General features: G+C 58.3%; 20 protein-coding genes and 1 pseudogene. 18 read left to right on the top strand and 3 right to left on the bottom strand.

From position 1 onward, the window contains the following. The 6 genes and pseudogenes from FBX99_RS27345 to FBX99_RS27320 form a co-directional block, all read left to right on the top strand. Positions 1–573 (top strand): RNase A-like domain-containing protein (locus FBX99_RS27345; RefSeq protein WP_145133552.1); only part of this gene is annotated, 573 nt, incomplete at its 5' end. Beyond that, positions 570–881 (top strand): contact-dependent growth inhibition system immunity protein, encoded by a 312-nt coding sequence (locus FBX99_RS27340; RefSeq protein WP_144929803.1) that lies wholly within the window; start codon positions 570–572, stop codon positions 879–881. The genes FBX99_RS27345 and FBX99_RS27340, both read left to right, overlap by 4 nt. Before the next feature lie 290 nt (positions 882–1,171). Next, the gene (locus tag FBX99_RS27335) at positions 1,172–1,420 is read left to right on the top strand and encodes a hypothetical protein (RefSeq protein WP_145133550.1); all 249 of its coding nucleotides are present in this window, start codon (positions 1,172–1,174) and stop codon (positions 1,418–1,420) included. Then, positions 1,420–1,836, top strand: a complete 417-nt coding sequence (locus FBX99_RS27330; RefSeq protein WP_145133548.1) for a hypothetical protein — start codon at positions 1,420–1,422, stop codon at positions 1,834–1,836. The genes FBX99_RS27335 and FBX99_RS27330 overlap by 1 nt, the downstream gene beginning before the upstream one ends. 227 nt (positions 1,837–2,063) lie before the next feature. Further along, positions 2,064–2,787 (top strand): annotated as a pseudogene (locus FBX99_RS29410) (RHS repeat domain-containing protein); the annotation flags it as partial. A gap of 3 nt (positions 2,788–2,790) precedes the next feature. After that, positions 2,791–3,099, top strand: coding sequence for a hypothetical protein (locus tag FBX99_RS27320; RefSeq protein WP_144929806.1), 309 nt, complete (start codon positions 2,791–2,793; stop codon positions 3,097–3,099). 280 nt (positions 3,100–3,379) lie between these two features. On the opposite strand, the gene FBX99_RS27310 is transcribed toward FBX99_RS27320, so the two are convergent. Beyond that, entirely contained in the window at positions 3,380–4,291 is a 912-nt protein-coding gene (locus FBX99_RS27310) for a LysR family transcriptional regulator (protein ID WP_145133546.1), read from the bottom strand. A 97-nt stretch (positions 4,292–4,388) separates the two neighbouring features. Between FBX99_RS27310 and FBX99_RS27305 the strand changes: the two genes are divergently transcribed. Both FBX99_RS27305 and FBX99_RS27300 read left to right on the top strand, forming a co-directional pair. Continuing rightward, a complete protein-coding gene (locus FBX99_RS27305; RefSeq protein ID WP_144929809.1) occupies positions 4,389–4,835 on the top strand; it encodes an ester cyclase in 447 nt (148 codons plus the stop codon). 12 nt (positions 4,836–4,847) lie between these two features. After that, on the top strand, positions 4,848–5,768 hold the full coding sequence (locus tag FBX99_RS27300; RefSeq protein WP_145133544.1) for an NADP-dependent oxidoreductase: 921 nt from the start codon (positions 4,848–4,850) through the stop codon (positions 5,766–5,768). Between the two features lie 99 nt (positions 5,769–5,867). On the opposite strand, the gene FBX99_RS27295 is transcribed toward FBX99_RS27300, so the two are convergent. Next, the gene (locus FBX99_RS27295) at positions 5,868–6,473 is read right to left on the bottom strand and encodes a gamma carbonic anhydrase family protein (RefSeq protein ID WP_144929811.1); all 606 of its coding nucleotides are present in this window, start codon (positions 6,471–6,473) and stop codon (positions 5,868–5,870) included. Between the two features lie 184 nt (positions 6,474–6,657). Here FBX99_RS27295 and FBX99_RS27290 point away from each other — a divergent pair, with 184 nt between their 5' ends. The 9 genes from FBX99_RS27290 to FBX99_RS27250 all read left to right on the top strand — a co-directional run bounded on the left by FBX99_RS27290 (position 6,658) and on the right by FBX99_RS27250 (position 16,289). Beyond that, positions 6,658–7,935, top strand: coding sequence for a cystathionine gamma-synthase family protein (locus tag FBX99_RS27290; protein WP_144929812.1), 1,278 nt, complete (start codon positions 6,658–6,660; stop codon positions 7,933–7,935). A gap of 150 nt (positions 7,936–8,085) precedes the next feature. Beyond that, a complete protein-coding gene (locus FBX99_RS27285; protein ID WP_144929813.1) occupies positions 8,086–9,516 on the top strand; it encodes an amino acid permease in 1,431 nt (476 codons plus the stop codon). A 42-nt stretch (positions 9,517–9,558) separates the two neighbouring features. After that, entirely contained in the window at positions 9,559–10,449 is an 891-nt protein-coding gene (locus tag FBX99_RS27280) for a LysR substrate-binding domain-containing protein (RefSeq protein WP_144929814.1), read from the top strand. A gap of 16 nt (positions 10,450–10,465) precedes the next feature. Beyond that, complete coding sequence (thrC, locus tag FBX99_RS27275) at positions 10,466–11,845, top strand: threonine synthase (protein WP_144929815.1); 1,380 nt, start codon at positions 10,466–10,468, stop codon at positions 11,843–11,845. A gap of 9 nt (positions 11,846–11,854) precedes the next feature. Then, positions 11,855–12,292 carry an Lrp/AsnC family transcriptional regulator gene (locus tag FBX99_RS27270; protein ID WP_144929816.1) on the top strand — a complete coding sequence of 146 codons (438 nt, stop codon included), beginning with the start codon at positions 11,855–11,857 and terminating at the stop codon, positions 12,290–12,292. A 333-nt stretch (positions 12,293–12,625) separates the two neighbouring features. Beyond that, complete coding sequence (locus FBX99_RS27265; RefSeq protein WP_144929817.1) at positions 12,626–13,669, top strand: homoserine dehydrogenase; 1,044 nt, start codon at positions 12,626–12,628, stop codon at positions 13,667–13,669. Positions 13,670–13,678: 9 nt separating this feature from the next. After that, the gene (locus FBX99_RS27260; RefSeq protein ID WP_145133542.1) at positions 13,679–15,091 is read left to right on the top strand and encodes an aldehyde dehydrogenase family protein; all 1,413 of its coding nucleotides are present in this window, start codon (positions 13,679–13,681) and stop codon (positions 15,089–15,091) included. 253 nt (positions 15,092–15,344) lie between these two features. After that, the gene (locus FBX99_RS27255; protein WP_144929819.1) at positions 15,345–15,527 is read left to right on the top strand and encodes a hypothetical protein; all 183 of its coding nucleotides are present in this window, start codon (positions 15,345–15,347) and stop codon (positions 15,525–15,527) included. Positions 15,528–15,929: 402 nt separating this feature from the next. Further along, entirely contained in the window at positions 15,930–16,289 is a 360-nt protein-coding gene (locus FBX99_RS27250; RefSeq protein WP_145133540.1) for a DUF6124 family protein, read from the top strand. A 150-nt stretch (positions 16,290–16,439) separates the two neighbouring features. Here the strand turns inward: FBX99_RS27250 and FBX99_RS27245 are convergent, their stop codons facing one another. Beyond that, positions 16,440–17,057, bottom strand: a complete 618-nt coding sequence (locus FBX99_RS27245; protein WP_145133538.1) for a hypothetical protein — start codon at positions 17,055–17,057, stop codon at positions 16,440–16,442. Positions 17,058–17,706: 649 nt separating this feature from the next. Between FBX99_RS27245 and FBX99_RS29345 the strand changes: the two genes are divergently transcribed. Then, positions 17,707–17,889 carry a DUF6124 family protein gene (locus tag FBX99_RS29345; protein WP_256662541.1) on the top strand — a complete coding sequence of 61 codons (183 nt, stop codon included), beginning with the start codon at positions 17,707–17,709 and terminating at the stop codon, positions 17,887–17,889. Positions 17,890–18,222: the final 333 nt, after the last annotated feature.

The raw sequence follows: 18,222 nt of genomic DNA, 5'->3' as shown, positions 1-18,222 counted from the left end.
GGCCTGCACTACAACCGGCACCGCTACTACAATCCGGAAACGGGCCGCTACCTGACGCCTGACCCGAGCAAACTGGCGGGTGGGCTCAATGGGTACCGGTACACCCTGAACCCGACGGGGTGGGTGGATCCGTTGGGGTTGGCTTGTAACTGTCCTGGCGATATCGAGGCTGACGGGCCGTTTAGCGAGATCGTGCCGGGAGGCGGCTTAGCGGCGCATGAGGCTCGCGGTGGGCATTTGATTGAGAAACATATTGGTAGGACGGATGCGCAATTAGCCCAAAGGATAGAGAAGGAGCCAAATGTTCCCGCCGCCTCAACGTTTCCGGACCGAACTACAGCTGAGCTATCAGCAGCTAGAACGCTAGCAGCCAATCAGGAGAAAATCGAAAAATTCTTGGCGGGTAAAAAAGACAAGACGACAGTGACTCATGTCTTTGCTCACCCAGTTGGAGTCAGTCTGATAAATGGCCGTACCGACTACCTGCCAGCACACAAAGTATTACTCGTCTTGAAAAAAGATAAACAACAGCCAGCAGGATACTTTTTGATAACAGGATTTCCGGAAGTATGAATCAACAATTTCCAGAACTGCATGATTTTTTTGGGGCTTATTTTCATCAAGATTGGCCAGTCGAGTATCAAACCGCTGAACAAGCGCTAGATGCATTCCTTTCAGAGTCTGACTTGGAAATTCTAAAAATAGTTCTGCAGGAGCTTGACGTTCTACTTAAGCAAAGAAAAGCCGAATGTGAGATGAAGGAGTATCTGCTAAGTGAGCTGAGTTGTTACTACAGTTATTGGACTGTCTGGGAAACGAGTGAAGCCTGGCTATGTCATATCGCTTGCAGAATAGCTCGTAAGATCAATCCCATTGGTTGAGCTTCAACCTATGCCCCCATTGGTTCAATAGGCTCAGCCTCCACCAAATACAAACTCCCCCCCCGGCACCTCCTTGGCATGATGCTTAGCCTGCGAAGCCAGTTCCGCCAACTGGCTCGCATCCAGCCCTCCACACGCGTCCGACCTCAGATGCACCACCCCAATCGACAACGGTGGTTAGGGAACAGGATCCGGCGGGTAAGGCTCTGGTGGATGAGGGTGGGCCGCGGCTGCCAGTCTCATCAAAACAAGACAAATGGAGTCGGGATCCTAAAAGCCTTCAGGATCAAATGACGCTAGACAGCGCCAAGAAAGGTTATGGTTTTTTGATCATAAAAGACCTTAAAGACCCAACACTTAAAGGGATGGAAAAATGGGAGCTAAAGGTAAAGTCGAATAATAGGAACGATTCCGTGGTGCATTATGTCCGTGATCCGAATACAGGAAAGCTTCTTGATTTTAAATTTAAGAAGCATAGCGTTCATGACGTGAAGCCATGGGGAAATGACCCATCCGTACCGCCAGGAGTTGTTGAGTAATGAAAGTGATATGCCGAACAAATAATATAAATGATAAAAACTTGGCGCCAGATGCAAGTATGCGGGTTAGGCGGTACGTGTCGATGCCGGATGGTGAACTAAACCTGGAAATAGATAAGGAATATGTGGTTTACGGTATAGAGCTGAGAGATGGTTGCCCTTGGTTTTACCTATGTGACGAAGAATACGATGAGTATCCTCTGGCTTACGCAGCAGATTTCTTTGAGATTGCGGACAGGCACCTGTCAGCTTATTGGCAGCTCAACTATAAATGCGCAGGTATTAATGATAGCCGAACTCAGTTAGTTTTTTCAGAGTGGGCGCTTGATGAGAATTTCTATGAAAATTTAGTTTCTGGCGAACAGCAAGCGGTAGCCACTTTTGCAAAATTCAGAAAGCTCATGGATGCGGAGTGAGGGTGAGGAGTCTTTCCTGAACGCGTACCGAACTAAGCTTTAGTTTTCTGTCGACTGATCTATAGCTATCGCGAGCAGCCTCGCGATAGCTATAGATCAGACACCCACAACATCAAATGCAAAATCAAACCCGCCCAGCTATCCACTATCAATTCCCTGAACCACTACTGCGCCGGATGAGACTCGCCGCGCCGGTGCCAGATCAGATCGAACGCCATCCGAAGTAACACCTCGACCACCTGGGCCCCCCAGGAACTGACCAAGTACGGCGGCCAGATCGTCTGGTCGGCGCGCTACCACGGCTACGGCAAGGTCCGTGCGATCGAGCACGGCGGCGGCGAACAATTGGAACAACCGCTGCGCTTCCAAGGCCAATACCATGACTTGGAAAGCGGCCTGCACTACAACCGGCACCGCTACTACAATCCGGAAACGGGCCGCTACCTGACGCCTGACCCGAGCAAACTGGCGGGTGGGCTCAATGGGTACCGGTACACCCTGAACCCGACGGGGTGGGTGGATCCGTTGGGGTTGGTGGATTGTCCGGAAGGAAACAAATGCAACCCCGGACGGGGCGTCGAAGCGCCTGAACAAAAAACAAGTGTAAATGAAGGCACGCCAAGCGCTCCTGATGTTCAATGGACGAGGCACGGAAACAAGCATGTTGCGCCAAAGGCACCATGGTCATCTGTAGTTAAATCCACAGCAAATGGAGGAGCAGCCAAGTATCTTCCTGACACTGATATAGAGGCTCTTGAGCGTCTGGCCTTTGCGAATGGGCAGGACGTAAACAACGGAAAGCCGTGGAAGGTAATGGACATGGGGCGAACGATTGGCGCAAACGACGGAAAGGAAACGAGATATATGAGAGTTGAGCTAAGCGCAAATACAATCCATGGGCATCCGATTTCGGAAGAGTCATTTAGAAAATTGATCAAGAAGAAAAAATAACTTATGGATCTTCATGAAATAAAGGCTCTTGGTGGCGTAATAGCTTTTGATGATATTTCTCATCTTGATCAATCGGTAGGCGTGGCAGAGATAATAGATGATTTGAAAGAGGATCTATTTCAAGCATCCTTTCCTTTCGAGCAAATAATCGATATAGGATGGTATCCCGAGTTTTGTGAGTCCGGTTTTTTTAGAGTGTCGCTAATTGCTGAATGCAACTGGGAGGTTCCCGTCTATAGCGAGATAGCCAAAGATTGGGACGAACTGGCAGCTGCTTTAAAAAATACGTTAAAGAAAGTCAGGTTGGCTTGAGCCAAAGCGTAACATCAGAAGTCATCGGTTTGATTGGGATGGGCTGAGAGTAAAAAATCGCAGTAACTGACCCACCGCCATCGCGAGCAGGCTCGCTCCAACAAGGGATTGCGGTGAACACTCATCCAGCGGTCAGTCCCGGAACACTGTGGGAGCGAGCTTGCTCGCGATGGCGCCAGACCAGTCAAAATAGATAGCGACTGACCCACTGCATTCGCGAGCAAGCCCGCTCCCACAGGTTTGTTTGTGTGCATTGAAAGACCGCCAACGGGGAAAATCATCAAACCCGCCCAGCAACATCCGCTATCAATCCCCTGAACCACTGCTGCGCCGGATGAGACTCGCTGCGCCGATGCCAGATCAGGTCGAACGCCATCCGAGGCAACGTCACCGGCGGTGGAAACATCACCAGCTTGTTGCTGCCCGCCGCGCCCATCGCCACCCGTTTCATCACCGTGGCGGTCAACTGGGTGCGGGCGATGAGCGAGGGCACTGCGAACATTTGCGGCAATGTCAGGGCCAGTTCGCGCTGTTTGCCCTGTTGAGCAAGGGCGTGATCCACCAGACCGTGCAAGTCTCCTTCAGGCGAGACCAGCACATGGCGCAGTTCCAGATAGGTCTTCAAGGTCAAGGCACGACGGGCGACTGGATGGTCATGGGCGACGATGGTGACGAATTCATCGGTGAGCACGGTCCGGCTCAATATCCGCGCCGCCGCCTGTGTCGGCGGCACGCCCACTGCCGCGTCGATCAGGCCGCTATCCAGCATGTCGACCGCATGGTCTCGATCGTTGAATGCATACACATTCACCGAAACCCCCGGCGCCTGTTCTGCGAGTGCTTGCAACAGCGCCGGCAGGAGCACATAGGCCGGGTAATCGGAGAGGCCGAGTTTGAACACCAGCGAAGCCTTCCCGGGCTTGAACTCGGGCCGCTCCACCAAGGCGACTTGAAGCTGTTGCAGAGCCTGGGCGATCGGCACCGCCAGATCCCGAGCCCGGGGCGTGGGCAGGAGCCCCTCGGCACTGCGGGCAAATAACGCGTCGCCGAGCAGCGTTCGCAGCCGCGCCAACGCGGCGCTCATCGCCGGCTGGCTGACCCCCACCCGAGCCGCCGCGCGGGTGACATTGCGTTCCGTCATCAGCGCGTCGAAGGCCACCAGCAAGTTCAGATCAATTCCATGAAAATCCATAAATCAAATAATCATTCATATAGGCTATTTGTTAGACGGATCATAGCCCTCAATCCCAAACTCTCGCTACCACCCCACTTCAATGGCGAGAACCCCAATGACCTCTTCAACCACTCTCCTTGCAGAACAGCTGCATGCCGAGCGCCTGGCTGTCGAAACCTTCTACCGTGCGTTCAGCGACAAACAGCCAGACCTCGTTGACGAAGTACTTACCCGTGGCTGGGATGACATCCCGCTGGCACCCGGCCAGGCGCCTGGCCCGGAAGGCATCAAGGCGATCATTCGCAGCTTCGTCCAGGCGTTTCCCGATGTGCGGATCGTCGTCCACGACATGGTCCAGGAGCCCGGGAAAATGGGCGTGCGTGCCGAAATCACCGGTACCCATGCGGGCGAGTTCTTCGGCATCGCCGCCACTGGCAAGCACGTCAGTTTCCGCATTCATGAATTCCACACGTTCCGTGACGCGAAGCTGAGCACAACGTGGCACATGGAAGACTGGTTTGCCCTGTTCGCCCAACTCGGCCAGTTCCCTGCTCAGGCCTGAAAGGAGGTTTCCATGAAGAGCGCTTTGATTAATGAGTTCGGCGGCCCGGATGTCGTCGTCGAGGGCGAAGCGAGATTGCCACAGCCACAAGCCAACGATGTGGTCGTGCGCATCGAGGCCGCCAGCGTCAACCCGCTGGACGTCAAGATCCTCGCCGGTTACATGCAGCCGATCTTCCCGGTGGCATTCCCCTATGCGCCAGGGACCGATTTCAGCGGCGTGATTGAGTCCGTCGGCGAGCAGGTAAGCGACCTCAAGGCCGGAGACCGGGTGGTCGGCCGAACCTCCCCCTCGCAGGGTGGTGCGTTCGCCACCCATATGGTCATCGCCGCCTCCGAGCTCTGCGTCATTCCCACGCAGATGAGTTTCGAACAGGCCGCCGCATTGCCGACCGCATATGGCACCGCCACCCAGGCGCTTTTCGACATCGGCAAGTTGCAGCGCGGCCAACGTGTGCTGATCCATGCTGGCGCCGGCGGCGTCGGCAGCATGGCGATCCAACTGGCCCGCCTCGCCGGTTGCCATGTGATCGCAACGGCCTCCGCAAAAAACCTCGAACTGCTGAAAAGCCTGGGCGCCGATGAAGTCATCGACTACCGAACCCAGACCCTGGGCAGCGTGGGCGAAATCGACCTGGTGCTCGACACCTTGGGCGGCGAAACGCTGGAGGAATCCTGGCAAGTGCTGCGCCCAGGCGGACGCATCTCGACCCTGGTGGAGTTCAATATCGAAGGCCGGGACGGTCACGCGGGTGAGTTCGTTTTCTTTGCCAGCGCGGTGCCTTTCCTTCCGGAAGCGATTCGGCAGTTCAGTGCGGGGCAGTTGCAGATCGTCATTGACTCAACCTTCACGCTGGCGGAAACCCGGGCGGCGTTGGAAAAGGTCGCCACTGGGCATGCTCGGGGGAAGGTAGTTATTCGCCCGGGTAGCTGATCGTCAACTCGCCACCAAATGCTTCACTGTCGGTCAGTTGCCTGCCTGTTCAGCGAGGTGTTCGTCCTCAACGCCAAAGGTCCTGCAGACCAAGCAGAGTCAACCTTTCGTGGAATCGCTGCGCTCACGCAAGAAGCGTGCGTAACGTTCCATCATTTGCCGGACGGCCCCCTCGCTCTCGCGGTCGACGCCAAAAACGTATCGGGGGAAATCCAGATCCTTCTGCACGTTCCAGATCTGCTCATGCTGGTCCGGAGGAAAGTACTGCGCCGGGTCACCCACGGCGACCCAGCCGATTGGCACCGTCGCGCCTGGCTCTACCACGGTCCTGATGTGCACCACCCCGTTGATGCGGATCTCCGCGCCTTTGCCGATGCGAGCGCCGTTGAAAACGGACGCACCGGTGGCGACAAACACCTCATCGTCAATCCGGCAACCGGTCAGATGACAGTGCGGCCCCACCATCACGTGATTGCCGATCCGACAGTCATCGTGGGAAGTGCTGCGGATGACCGCATTCTCCATGACGATACAGTTTTCCCCGATCACCAAAGCGCCGCCCTCCGCGATGAGTACCGCGCCGTGCCCCACGACGGTACCGGCACCGATGGACACATTGCCATCCAGCACAGCGCTTGAGGCGATTCGCGCCGTGGGGGCAATGTGCTGGTGTTGGGTGGCGTTCAGTTCGGATTTGTCAGTCATAGGCAAGGCTCCCTCTCCATGATTAAAGCATCGACTTCCCGCCGCATCTTCGCACCCAGCCATTAAAAAAAGCAGACCTTTGGCACCGATAACATCGTTTCTCGGGTGGTTTTCTTTTCCCTATATTGGCTGCCAGATCCGCTGAGTGACTCAGTGTTCACCCCCCTAAGTGCGAGTAGCCTCAATGAATAACAAACCTGACAGCGCAGGGCTTGATAACGCAGGAGCGGGAACCCGGGCGGTCTGGGGTGGCGAGCAAGTCAGGCATCCCTACAACGCCACGCAAACCCCCATCGTGGTCAGCGCCGCCTACGGCTACGACGACATCGACGCCTGGTATGACGTCGCGTTGGGCAAGGCGCCGGGCTTTATCTACAGCCGCATGAGCAATCCCACCGTCGAGACCCTCGAAGCCAAGATCCGTGAACTGGAAATGGCCGAGTCCGCCGTGGCGTTCAGCACCGGCATGGCGGCGATCAGCAGTGTGCTCTACACCTTCCTGGCCCAGGGCGATCGGGTGGTGTCCACCAAGGACAGCTACGGCGGCACCAACAAGATTTTCGAAGAGTTCCTGCCACGCATGGGGGTGGAAGCGACCTTGTGCGAGACCGTCGATCACGATGAGATCGAACGGGAAATCGCCAAGGGCTGCCAGGTGGTGTACCTGGAAACCCCGACCAACCCGACCCTGAAGATACTCGATATCCAGCGTCTGGTAGCAGCGGCCAAGCGAGTCGGCGCCATGGTGGTGGCGGACAATACCTTCGCCACGCCGCTCAATCAGAACCCCCTGGCATTGGGCGTGGACGTGGTCATCCACAGCGCGACCAAATTCCTCAGCGGCCACGGCGATGTGCTCGGTGGCCTGGTCTGTGGCCGCGAATCCCTGATGGCCAAGGTGCGGCATTATCGGGAAATCAACGGTGCGGCACTGGACCCATTCTCGGCCTTCATGATCATTCGTGGCATGAAAACCCTGGTGCTGCGCATGCGTCAGCAGCAAGCCAGCGCGCGTGCCCTGGCGGAGTTCCTGTGCACCGAACCGCTGGTGGAATCGGTCAATTATCCCGGCCTGTCCAGCCACCCGAACCACGCCGTGGCGTGCGCGCAAATGGCTGGCTTTGGCGCCATCGTCAGCTTCGTCCTGGTCGGAGGCATGGACACCGTCACAGCGCTCTTGCCCCGTCTGCGCTTCGCCCACTGCGCGGGCAACCTGGGTGCGGTGGAAACCATCTATGGCCCGGCGCGCACCACCAGCCATGTCGAAAACACCCTGGAGGAACGGCTGGCCCTGGGCATCTCCGAGGGGCTGGTGCGGGTCTCGGTGGGCATCGAGGACACCGACGATTTGCTCGACGATTTGAAGCAGGCGTTCGCCTATGTCCGGGCGTCGCGGGAACAGCGGACGCAAACGAATACGCACGCCTCACTCCTTGAAGTGTGCACCGAAACCACCCGTTGAAATGTCAGCGTCAGACCCCAGCGACAAGGCGGTCACTGGGGTGTTCATGAATAGGAAAATAATAAAACCGGATGACGACCCGTGTTGCCTCTGTGCGGTCACTCAGCGCAGAGGTCGGGGCGTATCCTCACGACTTTCATGAGAACAACCATGTCCATAAAACAAGAACAACTCAGTACGCAGGTCGGCTTCAAGCAGGAAATGCAAACACGCCATATCGTCATGCTGGCATTGGGTGGCGTGATCGGCACCGGGCTTTTCCTCACGTCCGGCTACACGGTGAACCAGGCCGGCCCGTTGGGTGCGGTGATCGCCTACATCATCGGCGCCTTGATGGTGTACATGGTGATGATGTGCCTGGGTGAACTGGCGGTGCAGATGCCGGAAACCGGTTCGTTCAGCACCTACGCCACACGCTTTCTCGGCCCAGGCACCGGCTACACCGTGGCCTGGTTGTACTGGCTGACCTGGACCGTGGCCATCGGTTCTGAATTCACTGCCGCCGGTATCCTGATGGCGCGCTGGTTTCCCGATACGCCGGTGTGGATCTGGAGCGCGTTGTTCGCCGGGGTGGTGTTCCTGAGCAACGTGGTCTCGGTGCGATTGTTCGCTGAAACCGAGTTCTGGTTGTCTCTGGTCAAAGTCGCGACCGTGATCGCGTTCCTGCTGATTGGCGGCGGCGCGATTCTCGGCCTGCTGCACATCGATCAGGCCCACAGCATCGGCTTGAGCAACTTCACCCGCGAAGGGCTTTTCCCCACGGGCTTCATGCCGATTGCCATGACGCTGCTGGCGGTTTCGTTTGCCTTCTCCGGCACCGAACTGATCGGCATCGCCGCCGGTGAAACCAAGGATCCGCAACGCAACGTGCCGCGGGCCATTCGCACCACCGTGCTGCGCCTGGCGATCTTCTTCGTCGGCACCATCTTCGTCCTCTCGACCCTGCTGCCGCGCGAGCAGGCCGGGATCGTAGAAAGCCCCTTCGTCACCGTGTTCACCTACATTGGCATCCCGTACTCCGCCGACATCATGAACTTCGTGATCATCAGCGCCTTGCTGTCGGCGGCCAATTCCGGCTTGTACGCCGCCTCGCGGATGCTCTGGACCCTGAGCGACCAAGGGCACCTGCCCAAGCAGTTCTCGGCCCTGACCCGCATGGGCACGCCGCTCAACGCGATTATCGTCAGCATGGCCGGCGGCGCCGCTTCGTTGCTCAGCAGCGTGTTTGCCGCCGACACCATTTACCTGGCGCTGGTGTCGATCTCCGGCCTGGCCGTGGTCGTCGTGTGGATGAGCATTGCCGCGAGCCAGATCGCTTTCCGCCGCCACTACGTCGCCAACGGCGGTGATGTCCGCCAGCTCAAGTTCCGCGTACGCGGCTATCCGTGGATTCCGCTGGGGGCGTTGGCATCCTGCGGGCTGGCGTGTGTCGGGATTGCATTCGACCCGGAACAACGAGTGGCGTTGTACTTTGGCTTGCCATTCATCGCCTGGTGCTATTTCGTGTACTTCATTACCCGCAAAGGCCGCGAGCAACGCTTGCTGCTGAACCCGTTGGCACAGCCGTCCGACGCTATCTAGCCGGCGTGCTCGGGGGAAAGGGGCGTAGACGAGAACCGGATCATGAAGCAGAAACCATTACCCCCTTTGAACTGGCTGCGGGCATTCGAAGTGTCGGCCCGTTGCCTGAACTTCACCCACGCTGCCGAGGAGTTGTGCCTGACGCAAGGCGCGGTGAGCCAGCAGATCCGCCAACTGGAAAGTCACCTGGGGGTGGCGCTGTTCAAGCGCCTGCCCCGTGGTTTGGGGCTGACCGAGGAAGGCCAGTCCTACCTGCCGGTGGTGCAGGACGCGATCACCCGGCTGGCGGTGGGCACCAACGAGATTTTCGGCCAGCACAAGCGGCGGCCGATCAAGGTCCGCGGCAGCCTCGCATTCTTCGTGCACTGGCTGGCACCGAAACTGGTGGATTTTCGCCAAGCCCATCCCCAGGTCGACATCCGCTACATCAGCAACATCTGGGTCAAGGAGCTGGATGGCGAGGACGACCTGGAAATTCGCTGGGGCCATGGTCAGTGGTCCGGCCTGGTGTCGCAGCGACTGACCTGGGACACCTTGTTCCCCGTCTGCTCGCCAGCGCTGATGGCGCGTTCACCGCTGAAGCAGCCGGCGGACGTGGCGAAGCATCCGCTGCTGCATGTACTGGGGTATGAAGAAGGCTGGGGCTACTGGCTGAACATGGTCGGTGCCGACAACGTCGACTCGTCGACGGGCATGCAGTTCGACACGCTGGTCTGCACCTTACGCATGGCCGAACTGGGGCAGGGGATCGCTCTGGCCCGGTCGTCGATGGTCGCTGACATGCTTGAGGATGGACGCTTGATCGAACCTTTCAGCCAACGTATCGAAGCCAGCGAGTCGTTCTACCTGGTACGCGGCTCCGGGACCGAGCAGCACCCCGACGCCGTCATGTTCGCCACCTGGCTGGTCGAGCAGGCACATCGTTTCAAATGAATGGCCGGAGCCAACCATGCGCTATGTAAGTACCCGAAACTCGGCCGTGCAGGTCGATTTCGAAAAGGTCGTGTTATCGGGAGTCGCCCCGGACGGCGGATTGTTCGTGCCGCTGGAGCTGCCGCTGTTCGAACCCCAGGAGATTGCCAATTGGTCGACCTTGTCCTATGACGAACTGGCTTATCGAGTGATGAGTCCGTTTGTGGGCGAGGCGATTCCCGAGGCGGACCTCAAACGCATGCTCAAGGAAGCGGGCAGCCAGTTCAGCCATCGCTCCCTGGCGCCGCTGCATCAAGTGGACCGCAACGAATGGGTGCTGGAACTGTTCCACGGCCCGACCCGCTCCTCGAAGGACTTCGCCGCCCAGCTCCAGGCTCGATTGGTGCAGTACTTTCTGCGCAAAAACGGCCAACGCGCCGTAGTGATCGGTGCCACCAACGGCGACACCGGGTTGGCGGCCATCGAAGCGTTCAAGCACTGCGACGAAGTTGCGGTGGTGGTGATTTACCCGGAGGCCGGCGTACCGCAACACCAGCTTCAACAGCTGCAAGCGATGGCGCATCCGCGGGTTCATCAATTTGCGGTCAATGGTAGTTTTGACGACTGCCAGACCCTCGTCAGCCGCCTGTTCCGCCAGTGGCCGTGGGCGCAGCACGAGGCGATCAGCTTCAACTCCAGCAACTGGATCGGTGTGCTGGCGCAACTGGTGTTCTACTTCCACGCCGTGCTGCAACTGGGCGGCGGTCAGCGGCCGATTGGCTTCAGCGTGCCAGCGGCGAGTTTTGCCGAGGTTTATGCCGGCTACATTGCGCAGAAAATGGGCTTGCCGATCACTCAGATGATTGTCGCGACCAACCAGAACGACGCGCTGCATCAACTGTTTTTGAAGAACCACTACTCTCGATTGCGCGCCAACAAGACCCTGTCACCGGCCATGGACCTGTCGATCTTCTCCAACCTGGAACGCTTTCTCTGGGAGCTCTATGGGCATGACGACCAGGCGGTGAGCGCGCTGATGGACCGTTTCGAAACCAGCGGCGAAATGACCATCGCCAACGAGTTCTGGTTGCAGGCGCGGATGATCATCGACTCCTACGCGGTCACGGATCAGCAGACGTTGGAGGAGATCACTTCGCTGTATCGCGACACCGGTTATGTCATTGATCCGCACACCGCCACGGGCGTGCTCGCGGCGCGTTTGTACCGGCGCAGCCTGGTGGCGCCGATGGTGACGCTGGGGGAAATTTCGCCGGTCAAATCGGCGGCGTTGCTGGGTGAGTTGGGGATCAATGTTGCGGTTCAACCACTTCCGGTTTCGGCCCATGGCCCGGCGCAGATCCATCGCATCCAGCCGGACGCACTCGACACGATCCATCAGTTGCTCGACGCACTGTAAGGAGCCCCCGTGAAGCGCATCCTCGACCCCCTCGACGAACGCATCATCGCCGAACTGCGCCTCAACGCCCGCGCCGCCCACGCCGAGCTAGCGGCCAAGGTCAATCTCTCACGCAACGCTGTGCGCCAACGCATCGAACGGCTCGAACGCGACGGCGCGATCCAGGGCTACACCGTCCGCACCGGCGAGGGCGCTCATGCCTCGTCGAACATCAACGCAGTGATCTTCGTCTACCGCTACGACCGCATGCGCGGCGCCGACGTATTACAGGCCCTGCAAGCCATGCCGGAAGTGCAGCAGTGCGATGTGATGAGCGGCGAGTTCGACCTGATGCTACGCGTAGGCGCCGCGAGCCCGGAGCGGGTGCATAAGGTCTGGAAAGAGATTTCGGCATTGCCGGGGGTGGAGAACACCGTCACCTCGTTCGTACTGTCATCAGTAATCTGAACCCCAACACATAACCCTCTGTGGGAGCGAGCCTGCTCGCGATAGCGCTAGAACAGCCGACTTTAATGTTGACTGACCTGACGCCATCGCGAGCAGGCTCGCTCCCACAGAGGGTTTGTGTTGGCTGGGGGGTAGCGATCCTGTCCCAAATGCCCTGCGTCAACCTGAGCCACAAAGCCAACTTCCATTGGCTTTTCCCCACACTCACCACCCTGCCCAGCCCTTGGTCAAAACGCCCAAAAAATAGAGCAAATTGGCCTATTTCACTGCCCTGGCCCCGGCCCTAACCTTGATTCCAACAACCCATCACCCGGATCAAGGGACACAACAAAAATGACTGAATACAAACTGGCGCTGGTCGGCTTCGGCGGTGTGAACCGGGCATTGGCGCAACTGATTGCCGAGCGTAACCAGCAGTGGAAAACCGAGCTGGGCTTCACCCTGAAAATCGTCGGCGTGACCGACTTGTTCCTCGGCTCGGTCATGGGCCGCGAAGGCCTCGATGCCGCGCTGCTTGCCCAACTGCCCGCCACCAAAGGCGCCTTCGCGCAGTGGCCGGGCGGTTCCGCCGAAGCCCTCAACGAAGCCGTGATCAAGGACAGCGGCGCGGACATCATCGCCGAGGCCACCTTCACCAATCCGGTGGACGGCGAGCCCGCCACCTCGTTCTGCCGCTGGGCGCTGGAGCGCGGCAAACACGTGGTCACCACCAACAAAGGCCCGATCGCCCTGCACGGCGCCGAACTCAAGGCTCTGGCCCGTCGCAACAACGTCGCCTTTGAATACGAAGGCTCGGTGATGAGCGGCACACCGGTGATTCGTGTTGCCAAACAGGCGATGGCCGGCAGCGGGATTGTCGGCTTCGAAGGCATCCTCAACGGCACCTCCAACTTCGTCCTCACCTGCATGGAAGGCGGCCTGGGCTTTGCCGAAGCGGTCAGCAAAGCCCAAGCGCTGGGCTATGCCGAAGCCGATCCGACGGCGGATGTCGAAGGGTACGACGTGCGCCTGAAAGTGGTGATCCTCGCCAACGAACTGCTGGACGCCAAGCTCACCGTCGCCGACGTTTCGTGCAACGGCATCTCCTCACTGAGCCTGGCCGACATCGAAAAAGCCCGCCAGGACGGCGCCCGCTGGAAACTCATCGGCGCCGCCAGCCGCCACGCCAACGGCTCCATCAGCGCCAGCGTCGAACCGCGCCTGCTGAGTCACGAGCATCCACTTGCCGGCATCAGTGGCGCCACCAACGCCGTGTCGTTCACCAGCGAGCTGCTCGGCGCCGTGACCGTGTCCGGCCCTGGAGCAGGGCGCACGGAAACCGCGTTCGCCCTGCTGTCGGACATCATCGCCATCCACCAATCTGCCGCGCGCAACTAGGAGACCACCATGAACGTATCTCGTCTGGCCTTGGCGGTGGCGGAACCGCAAATCGACGTCCTCAACCCCTTTGACGGCAGCGTTGTCGGCAGTGTGGCGGATGTCTGCGCCACGCAAGTGCCGCAACTGCTGGCGACCGCTCGCAGCGGCGCCCAAGCCTGCGCCGCGCTGCCCCGGCATCGCCGCGCCAGCATCCTCGAACACGCCGCCGCGAACATCCAACGCGACGCCCGGATCTTCGCCCGGCTGATTGTCGACGAAGCCGGCAAGACCCTCAAGCAGGCGGAAAAAGAAGTCAAACGCTGCATCAACACCCTAAAGCTCTCCGCCGAAGAAGCCCGGCGCAACGCCGGTGAAGTGGTGCCGTTCGATGCCTACGACGGCGCCGAATCGCGCCAGGGCTGGTTCACACGCGAACCCCTTGGCCTGATCGTCGCCATCACCCCCTACAACGACCCGCTCAACCTGGTGGCCCACAAACTCGGCCCGGCCATCGCTGGCGGCAACGGGGTGATCCTCAAACCGTCCGAGCTGACGCCGCTGTCGGCGCTCAAATTGGTCTCGTACCTGGTCAGCGTCGGCCTGCCCGAAACCGCGGTCACCGTTGCCACCGGCGGCGCCGAACTGGGCAAAGCCCTGGTCGCCGCCCGCGAAGTGCGAATGATCTCCTTCACCGGCGGCTTCGTCACCGGTGAACAAATCGCCCGCACCGCCGGCCTGAAAAAACTCGCCATGGACCTGGGCGGCAACGCCCCCGTCATCATCATGGCCGACTGCGACCTCGACGCCGCCATCGATAGCTGCCTCTCCGGCGCCTTCTGGGCCGCCGGCCAAAACTGCATCGGCGCCCAACGCCTGCTGATCCAGGCGCCGATCTACGCAGCCTTCCGCGAACGCTTCGTCAACCAGGCCCAAGCGCTGGTGGTGGGCAACCCCCTGCTGGCCGACACCGACATCGGCCCGATGATCACCCCTCAAGCCGCGCAAAACGCCGAAAACGTGGTCAACGAAGCCCTGCAAGAAGGCGCCACCTTACTCTGCGGCCATCAACGCCAAGGCGCCTGCTACGCCGCCACCGTCCTGGAAAACGTCAACCACACCAGCCGCCTGTGGCGCAACGAAGTCTTCGCCCCGGTGGTGGTATTGCAGCCGTTCGAGACGTTTGATGAAGCGGTGGAATTGGCCAACGAACCTGAGTACAGCCTGCACGCCGGGATCTTCACCAATGACCTGGCCACTGCGATGAGCGCTGCACGGCGAATCGAAGCCGGCGGGGTGATGATCAACGACTCCTCCGACTTCCGCTTCGACGCCATGCCGTTTGGCGGCTCCAAATACGGCAGCTTGGGACGGGAAGGGGTGCGGTTTGCGTATGAAGAAATGACCCAGCCGAAGGTGGTGTGCCTGAATACGCTAGGTTGATTCATCAAGTCGTTGGCATCGGGCAGGCTTGGTCACCTGCCCGACGCTTTTTTGCACAAACCACACAGCCACCGCATACCCCTATGGGAGTGAGCCTGCTCGCGATGATGCCATCAAGCCCACCATCATACTCAAGCCAACCGCCTATGATGCCGGCTCTGCAGAAGCAAACTCAGTGGTGGCAGGCACCATGAAAGCTGGCTATGAAAGCTGCCTGTGAGAGCTGCCTCTGTGGGAGCAAGGCTTGCCCGCGATGAAAATCGGTATTTTCCGAATTTCTACCAAATCGACCAAGAAGCCTGTCATGTCGCCAAAACCACATTTCGACGACACGTTCCGCGCTCATGTCGTCACCAGCGACATGAGCGAGGAACGTGTCGCAAAAATCGAAAAACAGCGACACGTTATTCGTGATGGTAAGGACTTCAAGCTCTAAGGTTGATCGTCATAAGCGCTGCTCCCAGCAGTAGCGCTCCAGATTTTCGTACTTGTTTAATCTTCGTTGTGGGACTCCGACAAGCCCCTTCCGCTTGCCGGCACCGCCTTGCGCCATTGCCTACAACTACGCCAGAATCCGCCGGCTTGTGCGCCTTGGGTCGCGTCGGTAGTTTGAGTCCTGTCACTGCTCATCAGTGATCGGGTTTAGTCGCCCAGGGTGAAACAGGTTGTGCAAGGCGTCATCCAGTCAGGATTCCCATCCTGCACTCGATGGTGGCTGTGCGCAGGGCGTCCTCGGACGCGCCGGTTTCTTGTTTCCCCGGTCGACTAACCTGCGTACAGCTGCCTCCCATCGTTTAGTCGCGAGCGGGTGATGGCTCCAACTACAGGAAGCAAGACAATGGCAAAAGTTACTCCGAACCCTCCATCGACAGACGAAACCGTCTCCCGCGCCCAATCGGCCCGAAACAAAAAACTCGACGATGCTGCTGCGCGAGCTTTGGACTTCTACCTGAAGCCCACACCTGAAAAAGAAACGTCCGACAACGCTCACCCGCTGTTTCTTATCGCGCCTGATGTTGATTCTGAGTGTCTGCTTGCGAACCTCAGTGAGAACCTGGCTTCGGCGAATGCCATGATTAGTGATCTGGCGTTTGACCTGGATGGGTCAAGGCGGCATGTGGCGTTGGGGATTTTGCAGGTGATTGAGTTGAGCGAGCTGTTGGCGAATCGGGCTTTGGATATTGTTGAGGTGAGGTAGGGCAGGGCGTTCCTTGCTCTCTTGGCGTAAAAAAGGTCTTGCTGAGCAAGGCCTTTTTCGTATCCGAGAGTCCCGAAATGATACCGAGTGCACTCGTGTATGAACTGGGCTTTGAGAGACTGGAGTAGGAGGTGCGTTGTGGCTTTGTATCTAGCAGCTGAAAAGCACATTACACCGGGTACACCACCCTTCAACTGCGCTCCGGTTCATTGGGAAACGGAAGGGAGGATGACCTGTATCGGCAGCCGTCAAAACCAGTGAGAATCTTATGAATCTACGCCGAATCTCGTCGGCTGGAATGCTCATGCCTGCCCCATCGACTATTCGAAGAACCCCGCCCGACACCCTGTGGTCAATCTGTTGCCACTCAAAGTGCCAGCCTGTGACCCACGTGAAGTCTCGAATTTGATAATCGCCGGTGGCGCTTTGGCATTGAGCGAGTTTCTTGCTGGAGGGGTCAAAGACAACAAACAGGGGGCTTGGAAAACCGAGCAGCTGAGTATCGTCAAGGCTTAAACCTTCTTTCAGGTTGATGGATGCTACGAGTGCTTTTGCTCGTCTCTTGCGCCGGATCAAATGCCATACGGAAAGGCAAAAAATAGAAACAGAAGCCAGGAAGAGCTGGTGTCCTAAGACGGAAAGCTTATCGGGCCAATACGCAATCACGCCCCATACGAGTGCTGTCGTGGTAAGGCCAGATAACCAGGCGGCGGGGATCACCGTGCTGTTAGCGAGGCTGGTTCCGAGCGTCCTCAGACAGCTTTTCATTATTGATCCAATGTCATTTGTAGAAGAGCGCGCAGGTTATCACTGTGAGCGTCACCAATCGTTAAAGCGATTGGAAACTGACTCAGCCTCGGGTGATTTAGGTGAATAGGTTGGGGGTGAAGGAATGGTTTGTTTATCGCGGCGCTTGAATCCTAGGATTAGTTGACGCTGTCTTGCGTCATTGCCTACAACTACGCCAGAATCCGCCGGCTTGTGCGCCCAGGCCAGCGCCGGTAGTTTGAATCTAGTCACTGCTCATCAGTGATCGGGTTTCGCAGCCCGGACTCTATAGGCGCACAACGTCACCTTCGAAAGCAGATCGCCCATGTCTGTGATTTTCGTCAGAGGTGGCTGTGCGTGGGAGACCTTCGGGTCTGCCGGTCCCTAGAGTCCCGGTCTGCGAACCCGCGTACAGCTGCCGCCCTAACTTCGTTTCGCAGCGGATGGTGGTAGCTCCAACAGACTCTAGGAGCTTTACCGTGGTCAAAATTACACCGCCCCCCAGAAACAGATGAAACTATCTCCCGCGTCCAATCGGCCCGTAACAAAAAGTTTGATGATGCCGCGACGCGGACCTTGGATTACTACCTGAATCCCAAGCCGAAGAAAGAAACGTCCGACAACCCCAACACCATCTATCGCTTCTGACGTGGATTCCGAATGCTTGCTTGCCATCCTCAGTGAAAACCTCGCTTCGGCGAACGCAATGATCGGAGACCTGGCATCCAATCTAGAGGGTTCACGACGGCATGTGGCGTTGGGGATTCAGCAGGTGATTGAGCTGAGTGAGTTGTTGGCGAATCGGGCTTTGGATATTGTTGAGGTGAGATAACAAGGGCCGCACGTGCCCGAGAGAAGAAAAAAGGTCTTGCATGGCAAGGCCTTTTTTCTGGCCGAGAGTTCGAAGCGAAGAGCTATCAGCTATGGGCTCGATAATTTTCCCGGCAAGCACAATGGGACTGGAATCAAAGCGATCAACCGTTTGACACCGAATTCGCGTGTCTTTCCTAAGGTGAAAGGGGCCATCACGTAATCTCCCTTCCCAAGGCATGGCCGGAAGAGGTACCTGCACATCTGCATTAGATTGATGCACAGCTTGCCCCTGCAGGGGAGACATCGGAGGATGCCTCCGAGCGTTATTCGAAATGCACACATTTTTTGGATA

It is taken from the genome of Pseudomonas sp. SJZ074 (genome assembly GCF_007828215.1).
Lineage (GTDB): Bacteria > Pseudomonadota > Gammaproteobacteria > Pseudomonadales > Pseudomonadaceae > Aquipseudomonas.
The sequence above is the reverse complement of the archived record's forward strand: the minus strand, read 5'-3'. Positions and strand labels throughout refer to the sequence as shown.

Coding starts and splice junctions, on each gene's coding strand:
- FBX99_RS27340 (WP_144929803.1), top strand. CDS start 570: ATGAATCAACAATTTCCAGAACTGCATGATTTTTTTGGGGCTTATTTT.
- FBX99_RS27335 (WP_145133550.1), top strand. CDS start 1,172: ATGACGCTAGACAGCGCCAAGAAAGGTTATGGTTTTTTGATCATAAAA.
- FBX99_RS27330 (WP_145133548.1), top strand. CDS start 1,420: ATGAAAGTGATATGCCGAACAAATAATATAAATGATAAAAACTTGGCG.
- FBX99_RS27320 (WP_144929806.1), top strand. CDS start 2,791: ATGGATCTTCATGAAATAAAGGCTCTTGGTGGCGTAATAGCTTTTGAT.
- FBX99_RS27310 (WP_145133546.1), bottom strand. CDS start 4,291: ATGGATTTTCATGGAATTGATCTGAACTTGCTGGTGGCCTTCGACGCG.
- FBX99_RS27305 (WP_144929809.1), top strand. CDS start 4,389: ATGACCTCTTCAACCACTCTCCTTGCAGAACAGCTGCATGCCGAGCGC.
- FBX99_RS27300 (WP_145133544.1), top strand. CDS start 4,848: ATGAAGAGCGCTTTGATTAATGAGTTCGGCGGCCCGGATGTCGTCGTC.
- FBX99_RS27295 (WP_144929811.1), bottom strand. CDS start 6,473: ATGACTGACAAATCCGAACTGAACGCCACCCAACACCAGCACATTGCC.
- FBX99_RS27290 (WP_144929812.1), top strand. CDS start 6,658: ATGAATAACAAACCTGACAGCGCAGGGCTTGATAACGCAGGAGCGGGA.
- FBX99_RS27285 (WP_144929813.1), top strand. CDS start 8,086: ATGTCCATAAAACAAGAACAACTCAGTACGCAGGTCGGCTTCAAGCAG.
- FBX99_RS27280 (WP_144929814.1), top strand. CDS start 9,559: ATGAAGCAGAAACCATTACCCCCTTTGAACTGGCTGCGGGCATTCGAA.
- thrC (WP_144929815.1), top strand. CDS start 10,466: ATGCGCTATGTAAGTACCCGAAACTCGGCCGTGCAGGTCGATTTCGAA.
- FBX99_RS27265 (WP_144929817.1), top strand. CDS start 12,626: ATGACTGAATACAAACTGGCGCTGGTCGGCTTCGGCGGTGTGAACCGG.
- FBX99_RS27260 (WP_145133542.1), top strand. CDS start 13,679: ATGAACGTATCTCGTCTGGCCTTGGCGGTGGCGGAACCGCAAATCGAC.
- FBX99_RS27255 (WP_144929819.1), top strand. CDS start 15,345: ATGAAAATCGGTATTTTCCGAATTTCTACCAAATCGACCAAGAAGCCT.
- FBX99_RS27250 (WP_145133540.1), top strand. CDS start 15,930: ATGGCAAAAGTTACTCCGAACCCTCCATCGACAGACGAAACCGTCTCC.
- FBX99_RS27245 (WP_145133538.1), bottom strand. CDS start 17,057: ATGAAAAGCTGTCTGAGGACGCTCGGAACCAGCCTCGCTAACAGCACG.